General features: G+C 72.4%; 21 protein-coding genes. 9 read left to right on the forward strand and 12 right to left on the reverse strand.

From position 1 onward, the window contains the following. Positions 1–399: 399 nt before the first annotated feature. On the forward strand, positions 400–1,758 hold the full coding sequence (gene gdhA, locus QMF80_RS15610; RefSeq protein ID WP_283453590.1) for an NADP-specific glutamate dehydrogenase: 1,359 nt from the start codon (positions 400–402) through the stop codon (positions 1,756–1,758). 181 nt (positions 1,759–1,939) lie between these two features. Further along, positions 1,940–3,289: an AMP-binding protein gene (locus QMF80_RS15615; RefSeq protein ID WP_283453756.1), complete on the forward strand. Its 1,350-nt coding sequence runs from the start codon at positions 1,940–1,942 to the stop codon at positions 3,287–3,289. Between the two features lie 259 nt (positions 3,290–3,548). Here QMF80_RS15615 and QMF80_RS15620 read toward each other — a convergent pair whose 3' ends face one another. Continuing rightward, complete coding sequence (locus QMF80_RS15620; RefSeq protein ID WP_283453593.1) at positions 3,549–4,544, reverse strand: AMP-binding protein; 996 nt, start codon at positions 4,542–4,544, stop codon at positions 3,549–3,551. Between the two features lie 378 nt (positions 4,545–4,922). Between QMF80_RS15620 and QMF80_RS15625 the strand changes: the two genes are divergently transcribed. From QMF80_RS15625 to QMF80_RS15640, 4 genes are all read left to right on the forward strand, one after another. After that, positions 4,923–5,750 carry an NmrA family NAD(P)-binding protein gene (locus tag QMF80_RS15625; RefSeq protein ID WP_283453595.1) on the forward strand — a complete coding sequence of 276 codons (828 nt, stop codon included), beginning with the start codon at positions 4,923–4,925 and terminating at the stop codon, positions 5,748–5,750. 221 nt (positions 5,751–5,971) lie between these two features. Next, complete coding sequence (locus QMF80_RS15630) at positions 5,972–6,610, forward strand: hemerythrin domain-containing protein (protein ID WP_283453597.1); 639 nt, start codon at positions 5,972–5,974, stop codon at positions 6,608–6,610. Then, positions 6,607–7,134 (forward strand): anthrone oxygenase family protein, encoded by a 528-nt coding sequence (locus QMF80_RS15635; protein WP_283453599.1) that lies wholly within the window; start codon positions 6,607–6,609, stop codon positions 7,132–7,134. The genes QMF80_RS15630 and QMF80_RS15635 overlap by 4 nt, the downstream gene beginning before the upstream one ends. After that, positions 7,122–8,120, forward strand: coding sequence for an AraC family transcriptional regulator (locus QMF80_RS15640; protein ID WP_283453601.1), 999 nt, complete (start codon positions 7,122–7,124; stop codon positions 8,118–8,120). The genes QMF80_RS15635 and QMF80_RS15640 overlap by 13 nt, the downstream gene beginning before the upstream one ends. A 13-nt stretch (positions 8,121–8,133) precedes the next feature. On the opposite strand, the gene QMF80_RS15645 is transcribed toward QMF80_RS15640, so the two are convergent. The 11 genes from QMF80_RS15645 to QMF80_RS15695 form a co-directional block, all read right to left on the reverse strand. Next, positions 8,134–8,778 (reverse strand): dihydrofolate reductase family protein, encoded by a 645-nt coding sequence (locus tag QMF80_RS15645; RefSeq protein ID WP_283453603.1) that lies wholly within the window; start codon positions 8,776–8,778, stop codon positions 8,134–8,136. 80 nt (positions 8,779–8,858) lie between these two features. Beyond that, positions 8,859–9,641 (reverse strand): 4'-phosphopantetheinyl transferase family protein, encoded by a 783-nt coding sequence (locus QMF80_RS15650; RefSeq protein WP_283453605.1) that lies wholly within the window; start codon positions 9,639–9,641, stop codon positions 8,859–8,861. A 25-nt stretch (positions 9,642–9,666) separates the two neighbouring features. Further along, positions 9,667–9,954: an alpha/beta fold hydrolase gene (locus QMF80_RS15655; RefSeq protein ID WP_283453607.1), complete on the reverse strand. Its 288-nt coding sequence runs from the start codon at positions 9,952–9,954 to the stop codon at positions 9,667–9,669. Positions 9,955–9,964: 10 nt separating this feature from the next. Beyond that, positions 9,965–10,441 carry a phospholipase gene (locus tag QMF80_RS15660; protein ID WP_283453609.1) on the reverse strand — a complete coding sequence of 159 codons (477 nt, stop codon included), beginning with the start codon at positions 10,439–10,441 and terminating at the stop codon, positions 9,965–9,967. 180 nt (positions 10,442–10,621) lie between these two features. Continuing rightward, positions 10,622–11,119: a lamin tail domain-containing protein gene (locus QMF80_RS15665; RefSeq protein WP_283453611.1), complete on the reverse strand. Its 498-nt coding sequence runs from the start codon at positions 11,117–11,119 to the stop codon at positions 10,622–10,624. Positions 11,120–11,364: 245 nt separating this feature from the next. Beyond that, on the reverse strand, positions 11,365–13,314 hold the full coding sequence (locus tag QMF80_RS15670; protein ID WP_283453613.1) for a bifunctional metallophosphatase/5'-nucleotidase: 1,950 nt from the start codon (positions 13,312–13,314) through the stop codon (positions 11,365–11,367). Between the two features lie 74 nt (positions 13,315–13,388). After that, positions 13,389–13,976 carry a DUF3159 domain-containing protein gene (locus QMF80_RS15675; RefSeq protein WP_283453615.1) on the reverse strand — a complete coding sequence of 196 codons (588 nt, stop codon included), beginning with the start codon at positions 13,974–13,976 and terminating at the stop codon, positions 13,389–13,391. Positions 13,977–14,203: 227 nt separating this feature from the next. Then, a complete protein-coding gene (locus QMF80_RS15680; RefSeq protein WP_283453616.1) occupies positions 14,204–14,632 on the reverse strand; it encodes a nuclear transport factor 2 family protein in 429 nt (142 codons plus the stop codon). Continuing rightward, positions 14,629–15,582: an NAD-dependent epimerase/dehydratase family protein gene (locus tag QMF80_RS15685; protein WP_283453617.1), complete on the reverse strand. Its 954-nt coding sequence runs from the start codon at positions 15,580–15,582 to the stop codon at positions 14,629–14,631. Before QMF80_RS15685 ends, QMF80_RS15680 begins: the two co-directional genes overlap by 4 nt. Further along, positions 15,579–18,392 carry an alpha/beta fold hydrolase gene (locus QMF80_RS15690; protein ID WP_283453618.1) on the reverse strand — a complete coding sequence of 938 codons (2,814 nt, stop codon included), beginning with the start codon at positions 18,390–18,392 and terminating at the stop codon, positions 15,579–15,581. The genes QMF80_RS15685 and QMF80_RS15690 overlap by 4 nt, the downstream gene beginning before the upstream one ends. A gap of 83 nt (positions 18,393–18,475) precedes the next feature. Next, a complete protein-coding gene (locus QMF80_RS15695) occupies positions 18,476–18,862 on the reverse strand; it encodes a 4'-phosphopantetheinyl transferase family protein (RefSeq protein ID WP_283453619.1) in 387 nt (128 codons plus the stop codon). A gap of 888 nt (positions 18,863–19,750) precedes the next feature. Here QMF80_RS15695 and QMF80_RS15700 point away from each other — a divergent pair. The 3 genes from QMF80_RS15700 to QMF80_RS15710 all read left to right on the forward strand — a co-directional run bounded on the left by QMF80_RS15700 (position 19,751) and on the right by QMF80_RS15710 (position 22,390). Next, positions 19,751–20,452 (forward strand): helix-turn-helix domain-containing protein, encoded by a 702-nt coding sequence (locus QMF80_RS15700; RefSeq protein WP_283453621.1) that lies wholly within the window; start codon positions 19,751–19,753, stop codon positions 20,450–20,452. Positions 20,453–20,553: 101 nt separating this feature from the next. Further along, positions 20,554–21,300, forward strand: a complete 747-nt coding sequence (locus QMF80_RS15705; RefSeq protein WP_283453623.1) for a TrmB family transcriptional regulator sugar-binding domain-containing protein — start codon at positions 20,554–20,556, stop codon at positions 21,298–21,300. Positions 21,301–21,631: 331 nt separating this feature from the next. Further along, a complete protein-coding gene (locus QMF80_RS15710) occupies positions 21,632–22,390 on the forward strand; it encodes an IclR family transcriptional regulator (RefSeq protein ID WP_283453625.1) in 759 nt (252 codons plus the stop codon). Positions 22,391–22,444: the final 54 nt, after the last annotated feature.

Raw genomic sequence — 22,444 nt, forward strand, 5'->3', positions numbered from 1 at the left:
CCACCTCCGACCTGGACGATCTGCTGGCCAGACTCGACCGACACTCTCTCGACCGACAGGAAGAATCCTCCACCGCACCGACTGCTTGATCAACCCCCGAAGGACTTCGCGCGTCGACCACTAAGACGAAAGGAACAAGTCCGGGTCGTGAACTCTGGCGGATCCTCCGGGGTCCTCCCGGCCCCCTCGAAACCGTGGTGCCCGCCGTAGTACTTTCGGCATTGTTCCGCAGGTCGGACGGCAGGTGGGACGGCATGCCGGCGCAGTTCCGGCGCACGGTACCCTCCGGCTGGGACCGCACCCCGAACAGCCAATTCCGGTCCGCGGGGACGTGGCGGCGCGGCTGACGCCGTACCCGACCGCCCCGTGCGCACCACACCCCCGAGGAGGGACGAGCCCGTGAAGGACCCCAAGGACTCGAAGGCCAGGCTGGACGCGCTGCGCGCGGACATCGAACGCCGCAACCCGGCACAGCCCGAATTCCACCAGGCGGTGCGAGAGGTACTGGAGACCCTCGCCCCCGTCTTCGCCGCCCGCCCCGAGTACGCGGTGCCCGGCCTCGTCGAGCGCCTCTGCGAGCCCGAGCGCCAGATCATCTTCCGGGTGCCGTGGACGGACGACCACGGGCACGTCCACGTGAACCGCGGCTACCGGGTCGAGTTCAACAGCGCCCTGGGCCCGTACAAGGGCGGCCTGCGCTTCCACCCGTCCGTGGACATCGGCGTGGTGAAGTTCCTCGGCTTCGAGCAGATCTTCAAGAACGCCCTGACCGGCCTCGGCATCGGCGGCGGCAAGGGCGGCAGCGACTTCGACCCGCGCGGCCGCTCCGACGCCGAAGTCATGCGCTTCTGTCAGTCGTTCATGACCGAGCTCCAGCGCCACATCGGCGAGCACACCGACGTGCCCGCCGGTGACATCGGCGTCGGCGGCCGCGAGATCGGCTACCTGTTCGGCCAGTACCGCCGCATCACCAACCGCTGGGAGGCCGGTGTCCTCACCGGCAAGGGCCGCGGCTGGGGAGGCTCGGCGATCCGTCCCGAGGCCACCGGCTACGGCGCGGTGCTCTTCGCCGCCGAGATGCTGAAGCTCAAGGGCATCGGCCTCGAGGGCCGCACCGCCGTGGTCTCCGGCTCGGGCAACGTCGCCATCTACACCATCGAGAAGCTCCACAAGCTCGGCGCCCACCCGCTGACCTGCTCCGACTCCCAGGGCTACGTGGTCGACGACAAGGGCATCGACGTCGAGCTGCTCAAGCAGATCAAGGAAGTCGAGCGCGGTCGCGTCAGCGACTACGCCGCCCGCCGCGGCGGCTCGGCCCGCTACGTGCCCGGCGGCCGCGTCTGGGAGGTCGCGGCGGAGGTCGCGTTCCCCTCGGCCACCCAGAACGAGCTGGACGTCCAGGACGCGCGCGCCCTGATCGCCGGCGGCGTCAAGGCCGTCTCCGAGGGCGCCAACATGCCCACCACCCCGGAAGCCGTCCGGATCCTCCAGGAGGCCGGTGTCGCCTTCGGTCCGGGCAAGGCCGCCAACGCGGGCGGCGTCGCCGTCAGCGCCCTGGAGATGAGCCAGAACGCGGCCCGGGTCTCCTGGACCGCCGAGCGCGTCGAGCAGGAGCTCGCCGGGATCATGCGGGACATCCACGCGGTCTGCCACGAGACGGCGGAGCGCTACGACGCCCCCGGCGACTACGTGACGGGTGCCAACATCGCGGGCTTCGAGCGCGTCGCCGACGCGATGCTCGCCCAGGGCATCATCTAGAGCCTGTTGGAGACGTGGCGTCGGGCGCCCGAGAGGCCAGGCGGGACTTCTCCCACACGACCTGGCGGATCCGGTGGGACGGCGGCGGGCGGACGGGTGTTCCCGGTCCGCCCGTCCGCCGTCTGACACCCTGGTGCGGACGATCACGTGACCGCCGCCGCTGGACAGGGGACCCGCGTTGCTGCTCAAGGCCTTGCAAGGAATCCACGGTGACCGCGCCGACGCGGTCACCGTCGCCGGGCGTTCCGCCTCGTACGAGGAACTGCTCGGCGCGGCCCGCGCCGTGGCCGCCGACGTGGCCGGGGCCCCCGCCTTCGCGGTGACCGCGACCGCCTCCCTGGAGACCGTCGCCGCCGTGGTGGGCGGGCTGCTCGCCGGAGTGCCGGTGGTCCCGGTCCCGCCGGACGCCGGTCCCGCCGAGCGCGAGCACATCCTGCGCGACTCCGGCGCCGTCCTCGTCGACGCCGACTTCGCCCGCCGGGCGCCCGCGAGCGCCCTCACCGGGACGAAGGCCCCCGGCCCGGACGACCCGGCCCTGATCCTCTACACCTCGGGCACCACCGGCGCGCCCAAGGGCGTCGTCCACACCGCGGCCGCCCTCGCCGCCGGGCTCGACGCCCTCGCCGAGGCCTGGGAGTGGACCGCCGAGGACACCCTCGTCCACGGGCTGCCGCTGTTCCATGTGCACGGCCTGGTCCTCGGCGTGCTCGGCGCCCTGCGCACCGGCAGCCGCCTGGTCCACACCGGCCGCCCCACCCCGGACGCGTACGCGGCGGCGGGCGGCAGCCTGTACTTCGGCGTGCCCACCGTCTGGTCCCGGATCGCGGCCGACCCGGCCGCCGCCGGGGCCCTCGCCACGGCCCGGCTCCTGGTCTCGGGCAGCGCGCCGCTGCCCACCCCCGTCTTCCGTGAGCTGACGCGGCTCACCGGCCTCGCGCCGCTGGAGCGCTACGGGATGACGGAAACCCTGATCACCCTGAGCGGCCGGGCGGACCGCGCGCCCCGTCCCGGTACGGTCGGCACCCCGGTCGCGGGGGTCCGTACCCGGATCGTGGCCGAGCCCGGCGCCGACATCGGTGAACTCCAGCTGACCGGGCCGACGCTGTTCACCGGCTACCTGGGCCGGCCGGAGGCCACGGCCGCCTCGTACACCGGGGACGGGTGGTTCCGTACGGGCGACATCGCGGCCGTCGACGAGGACGGCGTGCACCGGATCGTGGGCCGGGCCTCCATCGACATGATCAAGTCGGGCGGCTACCGGATCGGCGCGGGCGAGGTCGAGAACGCCCTCCTCGACCACCCGGCCGTCAGCGAGGCGGCCGTGGTCGGGGTCCCCGACGCCGACCTCGGGCAGCGCGTCGTGGCCTTCGTGGTGGCCGACGGGGTCACCGGACCCGAACTCACCGATTTCGTCGCCGCCCACCTCTCGGTGCACAAACGCCCCCGCGAGGTGCGGTTCGTGGCGTCCCTGCCGCGCAACGCCATGGGAAAACCGCAGAAGCGGCTGCTGCTCTCGCCCGAGGAGCGCTGAACCTCCGCCGGGCCCGCGGGCGTTAACGCCGTTAACGCCGTTAACGCCGACAATGCGGTGACGCGTTAACGCCGTTAAGACCCCGCGGGCGCGAACAGCGGGTCGTGGACCGGGCAGGCAGGCGGGCCGCGCGGCCGGTACCCGGTAGGCCACCCGCTCGCGCAGCCGCCCCGTCCACGGCTCCGCGGGCGAGCGCCCCTTGACGAGGAAGTGCCTGCTGCGGTCCGCCTCCGCCTCCGTCCGCCGCCTCCGCCCCGCCTCACAGCACGGTCGGCGATCCCGACACCTCCCACAGCACGGCGCACGGCGCGATCCCCGAGGCCTTCCACGCGGCGGGCACCCGCTCCTCCACCGGCTCGTCCGCCAGGAGTACGTGGCGCAGCGCGGGCAGCGTCGTACCGCGCGCGGCGGCACCGGTGAGCCGCGCCAGCCCCGAGGGGAGCTGCGTCAGCACCGTCACCTCCTGGTCCTCCAGCAGTTCGGCGAACTGGCGCGGATCCGCCCCGGTGTCCCGGTCGACGACCACGGCCCGCCCGCCCGAGAGCAGCGGCCCCCACATCTCGCGCATGCCCAGGTCCAGGCCCGGCGAGTGGAAGGAGGTCCACACCCCTTCGGGTCCCGTGTCCAGCAGCGGGACGATGCTGTCCACCCAGGCCAGCACCTCCCCGTGGCTCACCGGCCGCACGGACAGCGCCCGGCCCGGGTCGCCGCCCGAGGGCAGTGCCAGGAAGGCCGCGTCCGGGGGGAGTCCACGGCGTACGCCGGTCACCGCGCGGGTGGCGATGACGAACGGGCCCGCCTTGGCGACGGGTATCTCGTCGCGCAGCAGCCCGGTGTCGGAGATGACCACCCCGGCGCCCGCGTCCCGGGTCAGGAACTCCTGGAGCCCCGCGTGGTGCCCGGGCTCCAGCGGCAGTGCGGCGGCCCCCGAGCGCAGTACGCCGACGAGGGCGCCCGCGGCCGTGCAGGAGCGCCGCGCGCGTACCGCGACGGCCGAGCCGGGGCCCGTACGGCCCGCGAGCTTGCGCGCGATCTCGCCGGCGAGCCAGTTTAGTTCCAGGTACGTCGCCTGTTCCTCCGGGTCGCTGGCGGCGATCCGGACCGGGTGGCGGGCTGCCGCGGCCGCGAAACGGATGTCGATGCGGTCCCGGCGCTCCGGCCGCTCCGCGGCCGGGGCGAGCCCTATCCGGCCGAGCAGACCGCCCAGGTCGGCGGACAACCGGTCGAGCTCCGGATGCTCCGGAGTGGGGTTCATGCGGCCTCCCGGACCTCGCTGCGGTCTTCCACGGCCCGATGGTGTCGGCGGACGCCGGAGAATCGCTCAAGTCCCGGCGTACAGAACGGGTCGGGAGTGGCTGGGGAGCCGCTGGGGACCGGCTGGGAGCGGGGCCGGGACCGGATCAAAGGCCGCTCGGGACTGCCTCGAGAACCCCTCGGGGACGGCTCCAGGAGGGGTCGAGGGGGGCTTGGGAGGCTGTGGCCGGGCCGGGTGTGGCATGCCTACGATTCCAGGGTTCGTGCCGCTGCCACACGCTTCGCCCCGTGCCGCGAGGCCCGTTCCCGTAGACGCACGCGTATGGAGGAGAGCTTTGTGGCTATGGCTCGTCTCGCGAGACGGCACTTGACTGGATTCATGACTCAGAACGCGCAGAACGCGCAGATCGCCCTCGTCATCGGTGGGACCGGCAAGAGCGGCCGACGCGTCGCCGAGAAGCTCTCCGCACGAGGCCTTCCGGTCCGGGTCGGATCGCGGCATGGTGAACCGGCCTTTGACTGGAGCCAGCCCGACACCTGGGCGGCGGCGCTGGAGGGCGTCGACCGTGTGTACGTGACCTACTACCCGGACTTGGCCTTTCCGGGCGCCGCCGAGCAGGTCGGCGAGTTCTCCGAGGTGGCCGTGGCGAGCGGCGCGCGCCGCCTGGTGCTGCTCTCGGGCCGCGGCGAGGAGGCCGCGGAGGTCAGCGAGGACAACCTCAAGGCCTCCGGAGCCGACTGGACGGTGGTGCGCGCCAGCTGGTTCAACCAGAACTTCAACGAGAGCTTCTTCCTGGAGCCCGTCCTGGCCGGGGAGATCGCCCTGCCGACCGCGGACGCGGTGGAGGCCTTCGTCGACGTCGACGACATCGCCGACGTCGTGGTCGCCGCCCTGACCGACGACAAGCACATCGGCAAGACCTACGAACTGTCCGGCCCGCGCCTGCTCAGCTTCAGCGACGTCGCCGACGAGCTGTCCAAGGCCACCGGACGGGAGATCGCCTACATCTCGGTCAGCAACGAGGACTACCGCGCGGTGCTCCGGGAGAATGACCTTCCGGAGGAGTTCGCCGACCTGTTCACCATGATCCTGGACGGCCGCAACGCGCACCTGGCGCACGGGGTCGAGGAGGCCCTGGGCCGCAAGCCCAAGGACTTCGCCGACTTCGCCCGCGAGGCGGCGGCGACCGGGGTCTGGAACGTCTGATCCCTGACCGGCCGGACGGCGTGCGGCGGTGTGCGGTGCGGCCGCGGTCCGACCGGCCGACCGCCCGACCGGCCGACCGCCCGACCGGCCGACCGCCCGACCGGCCGACCGCCCGACCGGCCGACCGCCCGGCCATCCGGCAGGACGGCCCGGCGGGACGTACGTACGACCTCGGGCACACCCGTACGACCGCACTTCGTCCCCGCCGGCAGGAGGCCCCGATGACCACACCCCCGCCGTCCTTCTCCAGCGAGAACGGACTGGCCGCGCTCCCCCCGCACTTCCACGGCTTCGCCCTGATGCACATGGCGATGCGGCGCGACGCCGCCCGGCTGCGCGCGGCCGCCCCCGCCTGGCGGGACACGGGCGCCGAGTGGTGGCAGCGGCTGCGCGAGGTCATCGAGTGGCACCACACCAGCGAGGACGACGTGCTGTGGCCCGGACTGCGCCGCCGCGACGCCGACTTCGAGGCGCGGGCCCGCGAACTCCACCACGACCACGAGGAGCTGGACGCGGCGATGGCCGCGGTGTCCACCGCCGTCGGGCGCGGCGGCGACGGCCTGGTGCCCGCCGCGAAGACCTTCGAGGAGATCCTGCGCGGCCACCTGCGCGACGAGGAACGCGTGGTCTTCCCGGTCTTCGACCGGATGGGGGAGCGGGCCTACCTCGCGGAGGAGCGCAAGGTGGTCTCCAGCGCGCCGGTGCGGGTGATGACGTACCTCCAGCCGTGGATGTTCGACGGCTCGAGCCGGGAGTCCGTCGCGCACGTGTCCTCCACCATTGCACCGCCGGTCCGGCTGATCGGTGCGACGCTGTTGCGCAGGCGGTACGAGCGGACGCTGAAGGGACTCCTGACGTGACGAGCACGACCACGCAATCGGCCACACTCGTCGCGGCGACCGTGGGCACCGGCCTGATGGCCGGGCTCTACTTCGCCTTCGACATCTCGGTGATGCCGGGCCTGGGGCGCGGTGACGACCAGACCTACGTGACCGCGATGCGCATCATCAACGACGCCATCGACAACGGGCTGTTCGGGCTGCTCTTCCTCGGGGCGTTCCTCGCCACGGGCGTCGCTGCCGTGCAGCAGCAGCGCGGCGGCCGCCCCGACGCGGCGCGCTGGGGCTGGACGGCCTTCGCGCTGTACGCCCTGTCGCTTGTCGTGACGGCGGCGGTCAACATCCCGCTGAACACCCAACTCGCCCGCGCGGGAGCCGACTTCGGGGCCGCCAGGTCCCGCTTCGGGTCCCGCTGGACCGGCGGCAACCTCGTGCGCACCGTGGCCTGTACGGCCGCCCTCGCGGCCCTGGGCCGGGCGCTGCCGCGGGAGAGCGGGCGCTTCGCCGTCCCCCCAGTGCGGAAGGAAGCCCCATGGACACGCTGACCGGTCTGCTCGAAGGCCCCAAGGCCCGGGGCGCCTTCCTGCTCACGTCCGTCTTCAACCCGCCCTGGTCGCTGCGCGTCGAGGACCGGGCCCCGCTGTCCGTGGTCACCATGGTGCGCGGCGAGGCCTGGCTGGTCCCGGAGCGCGGCGCGCCCGTACTGATCCGGCCCGGTGACCTGACGGTCGTCCGCGGCCCCGAGCCGTACACGGTCGCGGACCGGGCGGACACCCCGGTCCGGATCACGGTCGGCCCCGAGCAGCGGTGCAGCACCGAGGAGGGGGAGGACGTCACCGACACCATGGCGCTGGGCGTGCGGACCTGGGGTGAGGCCTTCCAGGACGACGGGTCGGCGATCATGCTCAGCGGCACCTACCAGGCGCCCAGCGAGATCGGCCGGCGGCTGCTGAACGCGCTGCCCACGATCCTGGTGCGCCCGGCCGGGTCCGGGGGCGACACTCTGGTGCGGCTGCTCGTGATGGAGATCGGCAAGGACGAACCGGGCCAGGAGATCGTGCTCGACCGGCTGCTCGACCTGCTCCTGATCGGCGTACTGCGCACCTGGCTCGCGGACCCCGGCAGTGGCGCGCCCGCCTGGTACCGGGCACAGAGCGACCCGGTGGTCGGCCCTTCGCTGAGGCTGCTGCACGAGAACCCGGCGTACGGCTGGACGGTGGAGGAACTCGCCCGCAAGGTCGGTGTCTCGCGGGCCTCGCTGGCCCGCCGCTTCGCGGAGGTCGTGGGCGAGCCCCCGGTCGCCTACCTCACCGGCTGGCGGCTGGCCCTGGCCGCCGACCTGCTGCGCGAACCGGAGGCCACGGTGGCGAGCGTGGCCCGCCGCGTCGGCTACAGCAGCGCCTTCGCCCTCTCCACGGCCTTCAAGCGGGTCCGCGGGGTCAGCCCCCAGGAGTTCCGCGCGGGCACCACCCGGGACACGCCCCGGGAGTCCCCCCAGCCCCCGAGAACGGTGGTCCTGCGCTCCTCCTAGGCCGCTTGTGCGCTCACTTGCGCCAGAACAGGTGGTGGGTCACGCCGCTCGGGCTGGGTACGGCCTCCAGGTGGAACCGGTCGAGCAGCTCGTCGGGCGATTCCCAGAGCCGTACCCCGGAGCCGAGCCGCACCGGGGCGACCACCACGTGCAGGGTGTCGACGAGGTCGGCGTCGAGGAACTCCCGGATGGTGGTGGCCCCGCCGCCGAGCCGGACGTCCTTGCCCCCGGCCGCCTCCTTGGCCTGTTCCAGGACCTTCGCCGGGTCGTCGTCGACGAAGTGGAAGGTCGTGTCGGAGAGCGTGAACGAGGGGCGCTCGTGGTGGGTCAGCACGAACACCGGCGTGCGGAACGGGGGCCGCTCGCCCCACCAGCCCAGCCAGTCGTGGTCCGTCCAGGGCCCGCGCTGGGGACCGAACTTGTTGCGGCCCATGATCTCGGCCCCGATGTCGCGCGCGTAGTCCCGCACGAAGTAGTCGTCGAGACCGCGGCTGCCCCCGGCCTCGGTGCGCATGGGCCAGCTCGCCGTGGCCCCCGCCCAGGCGAACAGCTCCCCGGGATCGGCGTCGCCGAACGGCCGCTCCAGGCTCTGGTGCTCACCGGCGCCGAACCCGTCGGACGAGACGATGAAGTTCTGGACCCTCAGCAGCTGACCCATGTGATTCCTCCTGTGGCGGCGACAACAGTGGGACCGCCCGGGCCGGGCGGACTCATCGCCGCGGCGCCGGACAGTCAGCACTATGACCGGCTCCCGGCCGTCCCGCTGGGCGTCCCCCTTCCGGGCGATGGCGTGTCATGGACCTTCGAGCTGCTTTCCTCCTCCCCGAGGGAGACGTACACGCCTTCGCCGTGGAGCTGGCCGACACCCGCGGGCCGGTCCGCGCGGTGGACCGCCGTCAGGATCAGGGCCGGGGTGGTGAGCCAGCGGCCGTCGTAGCGGGGGTCCACGGGGGCCGCGGTGGGCGGCGGCTGCAGGACGCAGGTGAAGGTGCCCTCGGGGGACAGGGCGAGGGCGGCCTGGCGGAAGCCCAGCCAGCTGCCCGTGGCCGGGTACCAGGCCTTGTACACCGCCTCCTTCGCCGAGAAGAAGACCCGCTCCCACGGGGTCGCCGGATCCGCCGCCGTCAGCTCCGCCAGGTGCGCGCGCTCCGCCGCCGAGGTGATCATGCCGAGCACACCCTCGGGGAGCGGGCCCGCCGGTTCGGCGTCGATGCCCAGGGCCGACGTACGGCCGGACAGGTCCGCCACCGCCGCGCGGTAGCCCTCGCAGTGGGTGATGCTGCCCACCACCCCGGACGGCCAGCCCGGGGCGCCGCCCGGCCCCGGGAGCAGCGGGACGGGGGAGCGGCCCAGATCGGCCAGGCAGCGCCGGGCGCAGGCCCGCGCCGTCGCGAACTGGCGTTGCCTGCGCGCCCGGCGCCCCGCCATCAGCGCCGCCTCCGCCGGGAACAGCGGGGCGGGCGCCGCGTCGTCGAAGGCTTCCGAGCACGCGACGCCCGGCGGCAGCAGGGTCTCTATCATCGTCCGCCCGGCTCCCGAGGCGCGCTCACCGCGAGGAGAGTTCCGCGACGGCCGCGACCGCCAGCAGCGGCCGTTCCAGCGGCAGCATGTGTCCCGCCCCCGGCACCGGTTCGAAGCGGGCCCCGGGCAGGGTGTCCGCCAGGGTCCGCGACAGCGCGCTCGCGATCACCTTGTCGCCCTCCCCGTGCGGTGCCACCGCGGGCACCGTGACGGAGGTCAGCGCCGCCCGCGGGTCCCAGCCCCGGGTGCAGCGGAGGAACTCCGCCCGCACGTGCGGCGCGGTCGCCGCGAACAGCTGTCGGTTCACGTCCATCGCCACCGGGTCAGGCCGCGGCGCCGCTGTCGACCGCCGGGGAACTGCCGAGGGCCTTGACGGCCTGGTAGTAGGTCCAGGCGGTGGAGTCGCAGGAACCCTTCTTCACGCCCGAGTAGGCGGAGCAGACCCGCTTGAGGTCGGCGTACAGGGCGTCGTCGAGCCGCGACTTGTTCGCGGGGAAGATGCCCGCCGCCTTGTGGTTGCGGTAGCCGAAGTCGTGGCGCGCACAGGCCGTCTTGAAGGGGAAACCGAAAGGATTGTCGGGGGAGGAGGAGCAGTAGTCGGTCGACCAGTCGAAGCCGTACGCCGCCCAGGCGCCCTGGTTCCCGCGCGCCGAGAGCCAGGCGTGGTAGCTGGCCGCGCTGGTCTGCGTCCAACTGCTCAGGACCTGCGGCTTGTCGGCGGGCGCCGCCGCCGCGGGCCCCGCGAAGGCGATGAGCGCGGCAAGGGCGGGCAGGATCGCCAGACTGGTTCTACGGCGCATCAGAGTCCTCCGGGGGACGGCGCGTCGGGTGTTTCCCGGCGCGGCGTTCCTCAGGGTGTACGGAAGAGATAAAGGGAAGCCATCGCGCGGCTGGACAGGCGACGGCGGACACGCGCCGGGCCCCCGTCCCAACGAGGGACGGGGGCCCGGCGCGAACTGCCCTGCGAACCGGCCTGACGGTCAGCGGCCGCCGTGGCGCGTGCCGCCCTTGCCCAGGTTCCAGGAGCGGCTGTCGAGGATCCGGCCGTGGTCGTTGCGCAGCGTGGCGGAGTCGCGGTGGTCCCAGACGTAGCTGGTCCGGTCCTGGTACACGTCGTGGAGGGTGTTCTTGCCCTTGCCCGTGTGCACCTTGACGCTGGCGTGCCCGCCGAGGAGCAGACCGCGGAAGTGGTAGCGGTTGCCCTGCTTGTCGGTGAGGGTGTAACCCCGCAGGTCGACAGCCTTCTTGCCGGTGTTCTTCACCTCGACCCACTCGCCGTTCAGGCTGTGGTTGGAGCGGTCGTCGCGGCCGGGGCTGTCGTACTGCACCTTGCCGATCATGATCGTGGAGTGCTTGGCCATCGTGCCGTGCCCGTGGCCACCGGTGGCGGCGGCCGCCGGAAGGGCGGCGGAGCCGAGGACGGCGACGGAGGCCACGACGGTGGCGAGGACGCGGCGGGTGCTGAGAGAAGCGGACATGGAGATGTCACCTCAAGAACGTGCGGGTCCCCGGCTTGTTGCCGGGAACCCACACTCTGGCCCGCACGCGGAGCATTTTCTAGTAAAACGCCCAAGATTACTGAATCATGACAAATCATCAATATCCTACGATGGTCCGTTGATCAGGATGGTGTGCGGCGCCGCCCGGCGGGACCGAAGCTGACCGCTCCGAACCGCCCCGCCCCGCCCGGAACCGGCCCCCGGACCCCGGCCTGCGGCCCCCCTCAGCACTCCGGTCGTCGTCCCGCGTCCCGCGCGGCCTCCTCCTCCGCCGCGACCGGCGCGGGCCGCGTCAGCGGGCCGTCGAGCGGCATCAGCAGGCCCGCCCGCCCCGGCGCCAGCGCCGCCCCGCCCTTCGCCGTCACCCGGCCCGTCGGCGCCGCCTCCAGGGTGCCGAGGGCGGCGACGTACGCCGTGAAGCTCTCCACGTCCCGCCGGTGCCGCACCGGTTCCCGGTAGCCCCCCAGCGCCGGATAGCCGTCCTGTCCGGTCAGCGTGTACGACGTGGTCACCACCCGGTACGTCCCCTCCGGCCGCAGCGCCTCGCCCCCGATCAGCACGTCCGCGGGCGCGACCCGGTCCCCGGCGGGCCGCGCCGGGTCGAAGGAGTAGCGGACGTTGCCCGAGACGGCGAGCGGCGCGTACGTCAGGGCGCCCCGCGTGTCCACCGCCCACTGCTGCTCCAGCGCGTCGTGCACCAGGGCCCCGCTCAGCGAGGCGGTGACCAGCGGGCACCCGTACCCCACCGCCCGCCACGCCCGTTCGAAGGTCACCGTCTCCTCGCCCGGCGCCGCCACCAGGTCCGTGTTGATGACGCTCCGCCCGGCCCGCGGGGCGAGCGCGATCAGGGCCAGGTCCGCCACCCCGACCGGGGCGTCCGCCGAACTCCCGGGCCGCGTACTGGTGTCGGAGGAGTCCGGCGCCCGCGCCGCCGCCCACAGCGCCCAGTCGGCCACCAGGTTCCCCATGGTGCTCTCCCCGGCCGCCGAGAGCTGGCGCCGGAAGGGGGCCCGCTGGCGCCCGATGGGCCGGGCGGCCCGCTCCCGCGCGTACCCGTTCCAGTACTCCACCACCTCCCGCAGGCCCGGATCGGCGGGCACGTCACGGGTGTTGGGGTGGTTCGTCGAGGTGGTCAGCTCGCGGACCACCGCGCCCGTCACCGGATCCAGCCGCAACGTGATCTCGTTGACGATCTGCCCGTGACAGCCCGCCTCCACGAACGGCCGCGGCCGCCCGGCCGGATCCGGCAGCATCATCGTGAAGGCGCGGTGCCAGTGCCCGGTGACGATCGCGTCGATGTCCGCCGACACCCGCAGCGCCAGCTCGTAGGCCGGTCCGCTCGGCGCGCTCCCCGAGTCGAACGCCTCCCCGGCCACCGCCCCGTCGTGCATGCTCAGCACGATCGCGTTGACCCCCCGCGCCTTCAGCAGCGCGGCGCACCGGTCGGCGGCGGTGAGTTCGTCCGTGGTGGTCAGACCGGACTGGAAGGAGTTCGGGTACCGCTCCGTGCCCACCGTGGTCAGATGGATGAACCCGACGGGCAGCAGCCGTCCGCCCGGCGCGCTCACCCACTCGATGTTGTACGGGGGGAGCACCTCGGCCCCGTCCGCCGAGCGGACCGCGTTCGCGCTGTAGTAGCGGAAGTCCGCCCCGTGGAAGCGCGCCCCCGTCGCGTCGGGGAACCCGCTGGTCTCCCCGTCGCCCTCGGCGGGCAGGCCCCGCTCCATGTGCCCGCTCAGGAAGCCGGGCGTACGGTCGAACTCGTGGTTCCCGGCGGTCGCGAAGTCCAGCCCCAGCCGGTTCAGCGCCTCGATCGTGGGCTCGTCGGCCAGGGTGAAGGCCGGAAACTCCCACCCCGAGAACAGGTCGCCCGGGGCGAAGAAGAAGGAATGGGCCCACCCGGCCCGCAGCCGCTCCAGATGAGTGGCCATGTGGGCGACCCCGCCCACGGTGTACGCCGCCCCGTCCGCCCCCGTGATCACCGCGTCCCGGGCCGGGGGCCCGTTCAGATATCCGTGCAGGTCGGTGATGTTCAGCAGCTGTACGTCGACGTACCCGGCCGCGCTGGCCGCGTCGAGCCCCGCCGCGCTGCCCGCGACCGGGGTCCCGGTCAGGGCCTTGACCCCCGCCATCCCGGCGGCCGCCAGGAACCGCCGCCTCCCCACCCCTGCCATCCCGACTCCTCCCGCCCGCGTGCCGTTCCCCCACACCAACGCCCGAGGGGGCCCGCCGTCACGCGGTCAGGGCGTCACACGGCCTGCTTGACGAGGACCGGCTGCCGCGGGGTGTGCTCGGCGCGGTAGCGCTTCATGAACTTGAACATCAGGACGACGGAGGCGATCGGCACGCCCCAGTTGCAGATCCAGTTCAGGTCCCCGTTGGCGGGAGCGGCCAGGGCGATCAGGTGCGCCAGGGTCATCAGGGCGAACACGCCGCCCCAGGCCGCCGAGAACAGCCGGTTCGTCTTCTTGAAGACGGGGGAGCTCCAGGCCGCCTCGGGGACCTCCTGGCGGGCGTACTGCTCGGTGAAGGGCATGAACGGCAGGGTCAGGAAGATCAGTACCGCCAGCGCGGCGGTCGCGACCGTCCGGCCGTAGTCGGTGACGAACACCTGCGCCCCGTGGCCGCCGATCCAGGCGGTCGCCGAGAGCGCGGCGAAGGTGAGCACGCCCATCGCGTCCAGCAGCATCACCTTGCCGCGCACCAGCGCCGGGCTCGCGATCGCCAGGGAGACGAGGGCGGCGAGGGCCGCCGACCACTGGGGGGCGAGGCCGGTGCCCGCCGCCTCGGAGAAGGCGATCCAGGGGGCGAAGCTGAGGAGCGGGTTCGACTTCATGGCCTGGTCTCTTCTCGATCGGGGCTGTTGTTCCTGTCTTGACATGTCAAACATAGAAGGTCCATGTGTGACCTGTCAAGAATGGAATGTGGGATCGTCGTCAACAGCCTCCGACACGCGCTGCTCGGTCTGCCGGCCGACCGACCGGCCCTCCAGCGGCCATGACCCGATGACACCTCGCCGGATCCCGGGACCGGCCCCCCGGCAGACTCCCGCGCCGTCCCCGGTCAGTTCTCGATCAGGCGCTTGAAGGCCGCCGTGTCGAAGACGTCCTCCATCCGGGCGGCGCGGCCGTCGCGCAGGGTCCAGGAGTGGATGAAGCTCAGCTGCTCGGTCCGGCCGCTCACCGATGTGACGTGCCGGACGCCGAACACCACGACCCGGTCGCCCGATTCCACGAACTCCAGCGGTTCCAGCCGCATCCCGCCCACGACGGTCGGCGCGTGCGCCAGGAACGCCTTGACGCCCGCGTGACCGTGCTTGGTACCGCCCAGGTCGTAGTCGGACATGCTGTCGGGGTGCACCCACTCCACGTCCGGCGCCAAGGTCTCCAGGAGCGCCCCCACGTCGCGGGTGCGAAAGGCCTCGTAGGCGCAGCGGATGAGCGCGAGGTTGTCCGAATGCGTGGGGCGGGGGCCGCAGGTGGTGATGCTCATGCCGCTCGTCCTAGTCCGTGGTCGGTGTTCCGGCGGACGAGCCGCGGGTACAGGGCTTCGAGGGTGTGGCGGATGCCGTCGCGCCAGGGGACGGCGCAGGGGCCGGTCAGCGCTCGGCGCAGCGTGGGATCGAACTGGTAGGTCTCGCGGGTGACCGCACTGGGCACGAGGCGCGCCTCGATGCCGGTGAGCTCTTCCATGTGGCGGATGCAGTCGGTGATCCCGACCGGCTCGTCGCCGCCCCAGTTGACGAGGGTCGCCGGGGTGGCGGCGGCCCGCCACAGGTGGGGCACCTGCCGTACGAGGTCGTCGGTGTGCAGCAGCGAGCACCAGTTCTGGCCCTCGACGGGTACGGGGATGGGCTCACCGGCGAGCATGCGCTTGAAGTACAGCATGGGGACCCCGCCGTAACCGCCGGGCCCGTACGCGATGTTGAGGCGCGCGATGGTGGTGGGCAGCCCCAGCACCTGGGCGAAGGCCCGTACGGCCCCCTCCGTCGCGATCTTGCCCACGGGGTAGGCGGGCAGCCAGTCGGCGACCCCGTCGACCGGGTCGCTCTCGGTGTAGCGGTGGTCCAGGGTCTGGCGGGCGTAGAGGGCGCCCGTGGAGACGTACAGGAAGGCCTCCGCGTCGCGGCAGTGGCTCATCAGCCGGCCCGCGGCCACCGAGTTGACCCCGGACGCGGCGTTGAAGTCGCCGTCCTCGCCGCGGCGGACCGCGGAGTGGATCACGTGGGTGAAGTCCCGCGGGAGGTTCTTGAGGGAATCGCCGGAGGGGTCGTCCATGTCCCAGCGCCATGTGGTGACGGACTTCTCGTTCAGGGCCCGCTCGATGCCCGGGGCGCCGAACCGGCCGAGGCACCAGACCTCGTTGTGCTCGGCCAGGGCCTCGGCCACCGGCCGGGCGACCTGGCCGGTACCGCCGGTGACCAGGATCTTCTTGCCCTTCATCTGTTCTCTCCCTGCGGGGTCGCGGTGTACGGGGCGGCGGCGCGGGCGGCGCTGATCCGGTCGGCGTCGCCGAGGGCCAGGTCGAGCTCGCGGCGCAGGACGCTCTGGAAGGTGGCCACGTGCCGGTTGCTCATCAGCGTGTAGTGCTCACCGGGGACCTCGACGTAGCGGTTCGGCCCGGTGGTGTGCTCGTCCCAGCGCCGCAGCTCGTTGTCGAGCCAGTCCTGCTTGGTGCCGCGCAGCGGGGTCGCGTAGAAGACGTGCATCGAGGGGACCGTGCCGCTGGGTTCGTAGCCGCGGCCGAGTTCGGTGAGCCGCGCGGCCACCTCCGCCCAGGCGTCGAACTTCTCCCTGTCCAGGTCGAGTTCCGACAGCCGCTCGGGGGAGGCGAGCCGCAGCAGCCGGGCCACCTGCTCCTCGCGCGGAAGGCCGCGGAGGCTGCCCGGCAGCTCCCCCGCCTGCTTCTTGTCGATCAGGGCCAGGAAGAAGGCCAGATTGACGGCGGTCTCCACGAAGTCCAGCTCGTCCATGCGGTACTTGATGTGCGGCGGCAGGTTGAAACTGCCGACGAAGTCGACGCGCTCGCCTTCGGCGCGGAGCACCTTCGCGATCTCGAAGGCGACGGCGCCGCCGTACGAGTAGCCCGCGACGGCGTAGGGGCCGTGCGGCTGGCGGGCCCTGATCGCCGCGACGTAGGAGTCCACCATCTGCTCGAAGGTGGCGAACGGCTTCTCCCCCTCGTTGAAGCCGCGGGCGCGCAGGGCGTAGAAGGGCCGGTCACCCGCGAAGTACGTGGCGAGGTTGACGAAGACCAGGACCTCCCCGACTCCCGGGTGGACACAGAAGAGCGGGGTCCGGGACCCGCCGGTCTGCATCGGCACGACCGGGTCGTACTCCCGCGGCGCCGATCCGGCCGCCGTGGTGAGCCGCGCGGCGAGCGCCCGGACGGTGGGAGAGGTCAGGACGGTGATGACCGGCAGGGCGTCGACGCCGAGACGCCGGGCCACCTTGCTGCGCAGGCGCAGGATGTCCAAGGACGTCCCGCCCAGGTCGAAGAAATTGGCGGTGGCGCTGATGGACGCGGGGTCGGCGTCGAACATCTCCGCGAAGATCCCCGCGATGGTCCACTCGGTCTCGCCCTCGGGAGCGGTGTATCCGCCGAGCATGCGCAGCGTGAGGTCGCAGAGCCGGTCCCGGGCCGCGTCGTAGGCACCGGCCTCCAGGCGGCGGCGCATCAGCGTGCGCTGGATCTTGCCCAGACTGGTCTTGGGGAACGCCTCCCGCGGCAGCGCCAGGATCAGGGACGGGCGCAGGCCCCACCGCATCACCATGCTGCTCCGGACCGTGGTGATCACGCGGTACAGCTCCGTCTCGTCGTGCTCGGGTGCCTCGCAGTGGAACGCGACCACCAGTTCCTCGGTGTCGCTCCCGGCGGAGCGGGTGGGAAAGGCCGCGACGTAGGACCCGGCGACTCCGTCCAACTGCTCCAGGGCGGTCTCCAGCTCGTGGCTGAAGTAGTTGACCCCGTTGACGATGACGCTGTCCTTGCTGCGGCCGACGAGAGACAGCCGGCCCCCGTCCACGCGGCCCAGGTCGCCGCTGCGGAACCAGCCGTCGGCGGTGAAGGCCTCCCGGGTGGCCTCCTCGTTGTTGTGGTAGCCGCGGGTGACCATCGGGCCGGTGAACTGGAGCTCGCCCACCTCACCCGCCGGCAGCGGCCGGTCGTCGGGGTCGGTGATCCGCATCCGCAGGCCCTCCACGGGGGTCCCCAGGCCCGCGAACTCCGCGCCGCGGTCCGCCTGCGGGAACTCCCGGGAGTAGACGGACCCGGCGCAGGTCTCGGTCATGCCGAAGGCCGGCCACAGGGCGTCGGGGGCCAGTCCGTACGGCGCGAACCGTTCCAGGAACGTTTCGCCGGTGGCGCGGACCACGGCCTCGCCGCCGCTGATGATCTGCCGCAGGCCGGAGAGGTCCAGGCGCTCTCCAGTGGCCCTCAAGCGGTCCGTGCTTGTATTGAGGTGACCCAGAAGGAAGTTGGGCGTGAACGTCATCGTCACGCCGTGCCGGGAGACGAGCCGCAGGAATTCCAGGGGCTCGCCGAGGATGACCGGGGCCTCGACGTGGAGCTGGCGGCAGCCCACGGAGAGCGGCAGGAGATGGCACTCCAGCAGCGCGGCCACGTGGTCGAAGGAGACCCAGTTCATCGTGGTGTCGGCCGCGGTCAGCCGGTGGTGGCCGTTCTTGGCGGCCATCGAGGCCAGCAGGTTGGAGTGACTGAGCATCACCGCCTTGGAGTTGCCCGTCGAACCCGAGGTGAGGACGAGGACGGCGGTGTCGTCGGCGCCGGCGCCGGTGTACGGCGCGGCCGGACCGGGACCGTACAGCCCGTCCAGTACGGCGACCTCCAGGCCGTCGACCGGCGGCAGCTCAGCGGCCAGTGACGCGTTCGTGACGACCACGGGTCCGTCCAGCAGCGCGTTCACATGGGAGAGCTGGGCGGCCCAGCGGTCCTGGTCGCCGCGCAGGGGCGCCATGGGGCACGGGACGAAGCCGCCCAGGACGGCGGCCCAGAACGCGGTGATGAACTCCTGCGGGCGCTCCAGGACCAGCACGACCTTGTCCCGCGGCCGGAGCCCGCGGGCGCGCAGCCCGGTCAGGACGCGCAGGGCCTCGTGCAGCAGTTCCGCGTGGCTCTGGTCCCGGAAGCCGCCGTCGGCCGGACCCGGGCAGTAGCGGAACCCGCTGTCGGGGTGACGCCGTGCGGCGTCGAGGAGCAGGTCGGCGGTGCTCTGGGAAGGTGCGGTGTTCACAAGTACTCCGTTGCCTGATGGCGCGGCGGGGCGACAGGGCCCGCGCGGCGCCGGAGGTAGGGAAGACGTGGACTCGGACGGTGTCAGAAGGGCCGCACGACGACGTTGCGGCCGACGCCCGACGGCAGCGCGACCGCGGCCGTCCAGCCCGGAGGGGCCTCGGCGTCGGCCACCCACCACGTGGACGGCGTACCGAGGGCGAGCGTGGTCACTTCGACCGGTCCCGGCGTCCCGGCGTGGGTCTCCAGCCGGGTGAGTTCGTCGGTGATGCCGACCCCGGCCGCCTTCAGCACCGCTTCCTTGCGGGTCCAGCAGCGCAGGAACGCGAGGCTGCGCCCGGGCCCGGCGGGCTCGGCCAGTACGGTGTCGCGCTCCAGGGGGGTCAGCGCGACACCGGCGATCTCCGCGACCGGGACCTCGCGGACGGGCTCGGCGTCGATTCCGACGTGGTGCGGGGAGACGGCCAGCATGCCCAGCCCCTTCGTGTGGGAAAGGCTGATGCGCAGAGATATATCGGGCCGGACTATGGCGGGCGGGCCGTGCTCGGTGTCACCGCACCCTCCGCAGGGAGCGCGGCCTATTGAGATGTCCCGGGCGGGAACCCGAAGAACTCCGGACATGATGCGGCGAATGGCGGCGCGGGAGCTGACAAACTCAGCGGCCCGTGAGGCTGATTTGAATGCGTGCGCACGCGCCACTTCGAAGGTGTCCAGAAGAGCCAGATCGGCGGCGCTGTAACAGCCGTCCTGTATAAGCCACCACCACACGAGGGCATCGGCGGTCTCGTAGCTGGAAGATGCGGTGCCGGATGTCCGAAACGTGTGTGCATGGCGTGTGGTCACGGGGGAACCGTAGGCAGCAACATGTCTGACCTGGGGACTCGTTGACAAAATGCGGTCAGCTGTGAAACGTAGCGTGAGGGTTACGCTGCCGACCGTGGCTGAAACAGTAAGGGGAGGTACCGTTTCCGGGGCCTGGGTGCAGCTTCCTGTCACGGCTCGCGGGGATCCTCGACGGCCCGGGGGCGACCGGATATCCGGCCCGGCGGGGCCGCCCCGTCTCATTAGGGCGACGCCTTGTCGGCCATGTCTCGGGATCCGAACTGCGGACGGGCCGAATCCCGACGCTCTTGACAGCACTTCAAATAGTGCACGCCTCAACTAGGCGTCCATGGATGGCCGAATTTTTTGGCCGGACACGCAGGGTTCAGTGGTTAGGATGTGTGGGACCAGCGGATGCCCTGTGGTAAGGGGCAACGCTAAACATACGGGGGCGAAATGACGGGAATTAGATTTGATACACCAAGCGCGGCGGAGGCCGGAGGGACGGACGGGACCCGCACGGATCACGCCGCGTATTTGGAGAAGGCACTGCTCCAGGCGCACGCGCTGATCGAGTCGACCGTCTCCCTGCACCGGACGAGACCGATGACACCGTCGGCGGTGGCACGCACCCGCGCCACGCTGACCGGAGACACCCTGGAACAGCTGGTCAAGCGCGCGCGGCACTCGGTCTGCGTCGCCCTGACCGACACCGGTGAGTTCTCGGACGCCGTACTGGCGCTCCTGGCGACGATCCCCGCCCGCGCGGTCGTCCGCGTGCTCTGCACCGCGGAGGCCGTCGGACCGGTCGTCACGCTGACGGAGATCCCGGACCGCCGGGTGGAAGTCAGGGTGTCCGATAGCGATCTTCGAGAGATCCTCGTGGTCGACGGGTCGGTGGCCCTGGTGCGGGCGGCCGGGAGCGCGGGCGACGAGGCGGCCGTCGTGAACGACGTGGCCGCGGTACGCGCCCTGGAACTGCTCTTCGCCGGAGCCTGGTCGCGCGGCTGCAGACTCGCCGACCACCTCCAGCTGAGCCCGCGCCTGCGCACGCAACTCGCCCGGAACATCCTGGAACGGCTGCGGGCGGGGAACACGGACGAGATCGCCGCGCGGGAACTGAACGTGTCCCTGCGGACCTATCGGCGGCACGTCGCGGACATCATGCGTGAGCTCGATGCCAATTCCCGCTTCCAAGCCGGCGTGAAGGCCGTTGAGTTCGGCCTCTTGGCCGAGTAGCGGACCACGCCCGGGCGTCCGTACGAAGGACGCCGGGCTCTTCACGGCTGCCCACGAGCAGCCTTCACGTCGATCGGATCGTCAGGAAAAGGTGGTTACGCGTGTCTCAGAGGGCAGAGGACGTGATGGAGCGTGCCCTGCTCCAGGTGCGGGAACTGCTGGAGTCGACCGTCGCCATGCACCGCGGCCGCAGCCTCCAGGAGCAGGTCATCAGCGTGCTCGAGAACGACTACGAAGTCGTTCTCGACGCGGCTCAGCGACTGATCGAGAGCGCGACGGAGAGCATCGACATCGTCCACGCCCGCCTGCTGGGTTCGGACGAGAATCCCTTGCGGACGGAACGGGGGCTGATCTACAGCGCCGCCGAAGGGGTGGCCGTACGCCTGCTGGCCTCGCCCGCCCTGCTCGACGAGGAGTTCGTGCGCGAGCAGCTCGGCAGGGAACGGCCGGTGGCGGTGCGGGTGGCGAAGGTGCCCCCGTTGCAGGCGCTGATCGTCGACGGCCGGGCCGCCCTGGTGGTGGCCGAATCGGCCGTCGGACGACGGGCCTCGGTGATCCGGGTGCCCGAGGTCCTGCACACCCTGCACACCCTGTTCGAGAGTGTGTGGAGCAACGCCGTGCCCGCCGGTGAACGCATCGTCTTCGGCGACCGGGACCGTGCCGCGCTCGCGCGGCAGATACTGGGCGCGCTGCAGGACGGCGCCACGGACGACGTCGCCGCCCGGGAGCTGGCGGTGTCGGTGCGCACCTACCGCCGGTACGTGGCGGAGATCATGGCCCTGCTGGGCGCCAATTCCCGCTTCCAGGCGGGCGTACGGGCCGCGGAGCTGGGGCTCCTGCCCCGGTGACCGGGGGCGGCGGGCGCGGCGTCCTGGCAACTTCCTGAAAGGGGCGTTGTCCCGCCCCCGCCCCGCCCAGTTGTATGAGCCGTCAGGAACGGGGTTCCGCCGCATGGCGGAACCCCGTTCCCCTGGCGGCCGGTTCCCCCCCCATCCGAGCGCCGTCGCCGCACGGGGGGCCGCGGCTCGGATCGTCGAGCCGGCCTCCCGTGCCCTCAGGTGAACGCCCAACGGAAGGCAGGACCATGAATCAGTCGGCGGTCGCTCCCGACGTCCCGGCCCGGGGAACACGCCAGCGCGGTACCCCTGGGACCCGGCCCGCCCGCGCGGGGGGCGGGCGATGAAGGTCGTGACCCAGCAGCCGCGGATCAGCGGCGTCGGCGTGCTGGACAAGGCTTCCGTACTGCTGGCCATCGTGGAGGACGGGCCCGCCACGCTCGCGGAACTGGTCACCATCAGTGGTCTGACCCGGCCGACGGCGCACCGGATCGCCCAGGCCCTGGAGCGCCTCGACCTGCTCACCCGGGACCACTGCGGCCGGTACGTGCTCGGGACCCGGCTGGGCAACATAGCGGTGGAGGCACAGCGGGACCGGCTCGTGCGGGCCGCCCTGCCGGTCCTCGCGGACCTGGCCGCCCTGACCGGGCTCGACGCGAGGATCTTCCGGCGCCGCGGCGAGAAGCAGTTCTGCGTGGCCACCTCCGTGGATCCGCTCAGCCTCACCGACTGCATCCCCGTCGGCACGGCCCGCCCGGCCAAGGCGGGGGCGGCCTCCCAGGTCCTGCTCGCCTGGGAGGAACCGGAGGAGCTGTACGAAGGGCTGCGCGGCGCCCGGTTCACCGCGGCCCAGCTCGCCCTGGTACGCCGCAGGGGGTGGGCGCACGGGCCCGATACGGCGGTGCCGGAGGCGGTCTCGATCGCGGTGCCGGTACGTGCCAAGGAGAACCGGGTCGTGTGCGCGCTGGTGCTGACGGGCAAGCGCCCCCGGATGCCCGCGGAACCCAACCGGGCCCTGCTGGGCGCGGTGATCGACGCGGCCTCCCGGCTCTGCGACGTGGCGGGGAACTCCCGGGCGCCGGGCACGCGGGCCGCCGTGTAGGACAGCGTGGGCCGTGGCAGCTAGCTGCCATCGCCGTAGCGGCTCGTCGCGCCG

This window comes from Streptomyces sp. G-G2, from assembly GCF_030063135.1.
Lineage (GTDB): Bacteria > Actinomycetota > Actinomycetes > Streptomycetales > Streptomycetaceae > Streptomyces.

What these genes read in the sequence shown, in the direction of transcription:
- QMF80_RS15620 (WP_283453593.1), bottom strand. Translation starts at nt 4,544, where the DNA reads ATGAACCCCACTCCGGAGCATCCGGAGCTCGACCGGTTGTCCGCCGAC.
- QMF80_RS15625 (WP_283453595.1), top strand. Translation starts at nt 4,923, where the DNA reads ATGACTCAGAACGCGCAGAACGCGCAGATCGCCCTCGTCATCGGTGGG.
- QMF80_RS15630 (WP_283453597.1), top strand. Translation starts at nt 5,972, where the DNA reads ATGACCACACCCCCGCCGTCCTTCTCCAGCGAGAACGGACTGGCCGCG.
- QMF80_RS15640 (WP_283453601.1), top strand. Translation starts at nt 7,122, where the DNA reads ATGGACACGCTGACCGGTCTGCTCGAAGGCCCCAAGGCCCGGGGCGCC.
- QMF80_RS15645 (WP_283453603.1), bottom strand. Translation starts at nt 8,778, where the DNA reads ATGGGTCAGCTGCTGAGGGTCCAGAACTTCATCGTCTCGTCCGACGGG.
- QMF80_RS15650 (WP_283453605.1), bottom strand. Translation starts at nt 9,641, where the DNA reads ATGATAGAGACCCTGCTGCCGCCGGGCGTCGCGTGCTCGGAAGCCTTC.
- QMF80_RS15655 (WP_283453607.1), bottom strand. Translation starts at nt 9,954, where the DNA reads ATGGACGTGAACCGACAGCTGTTCGCGGCGACCGCGCCGCACGTGCGG.
- QMF80_RS15660 (WP_283453609.1), bottom strand. Translation starts at nt 10,441, where the DNA reads ATGCGCCGTAGAACCAGTCTGGCGATCCTGCCCGCCCTTGCCGCGCTC.
- QMF80_RS15665 (WP_283453611.1), bottom strand. Translation starts at nt 11,119, where the DNA reads ATGTCCGCTTCTCTCAGCACCCGCCGCGTCCTCGCCACCGTCGTGGCC.
- QMF80_RS15670 (WP_283453613.1), bottom strand. Translation starts at nt 13,314, where the DNA reads ATGGCAGGGGTGGGGAGGCGGCGGTTCCTGGCGGCCGCCGGGATGGCG.
- QMF80_RS15675 (WP_283453615.1), bottom strand. Translation starts at nt 13,976, where the DNA reads ATGAAGTCGAACCCGCTCCTCAGCTTCGCCCCCTGGATCGCCTTCTCC.
- QMF80_RS15680 (WP_283453616.1), bottom strand. Translation starts at nt 14,632, where the DNA reads ATGAGCATCACCACCTGCGGCCCCCGCCCCACGCATTCGGACAACCTC.
- QMF80_RS15685 (WP_283453617.1), bottom strand. Translation starts at nt 15,582, where the DNA reads ATGAAGGGCAAGAAGATCCTGGTCACCGGCGGTACCGGCCAGGTCGCC.
- QMF80_RS15695 (WP_283453619.1), bottom strand. Translation starts at nt 18,862, where the DNA reads ATGCTGGCCGTCTCCCCGCACCACGTCGGAATCGACGCCGAGCCCGTC.
- QMF80_RS15710 (WP_283453625.1), top strand. Translation starts at nt 21,632, where the DNA reads ATGAAGGTCGTGACCCAGCAGCCGCGGATCAGCGGCGTCGGCGTGCTG.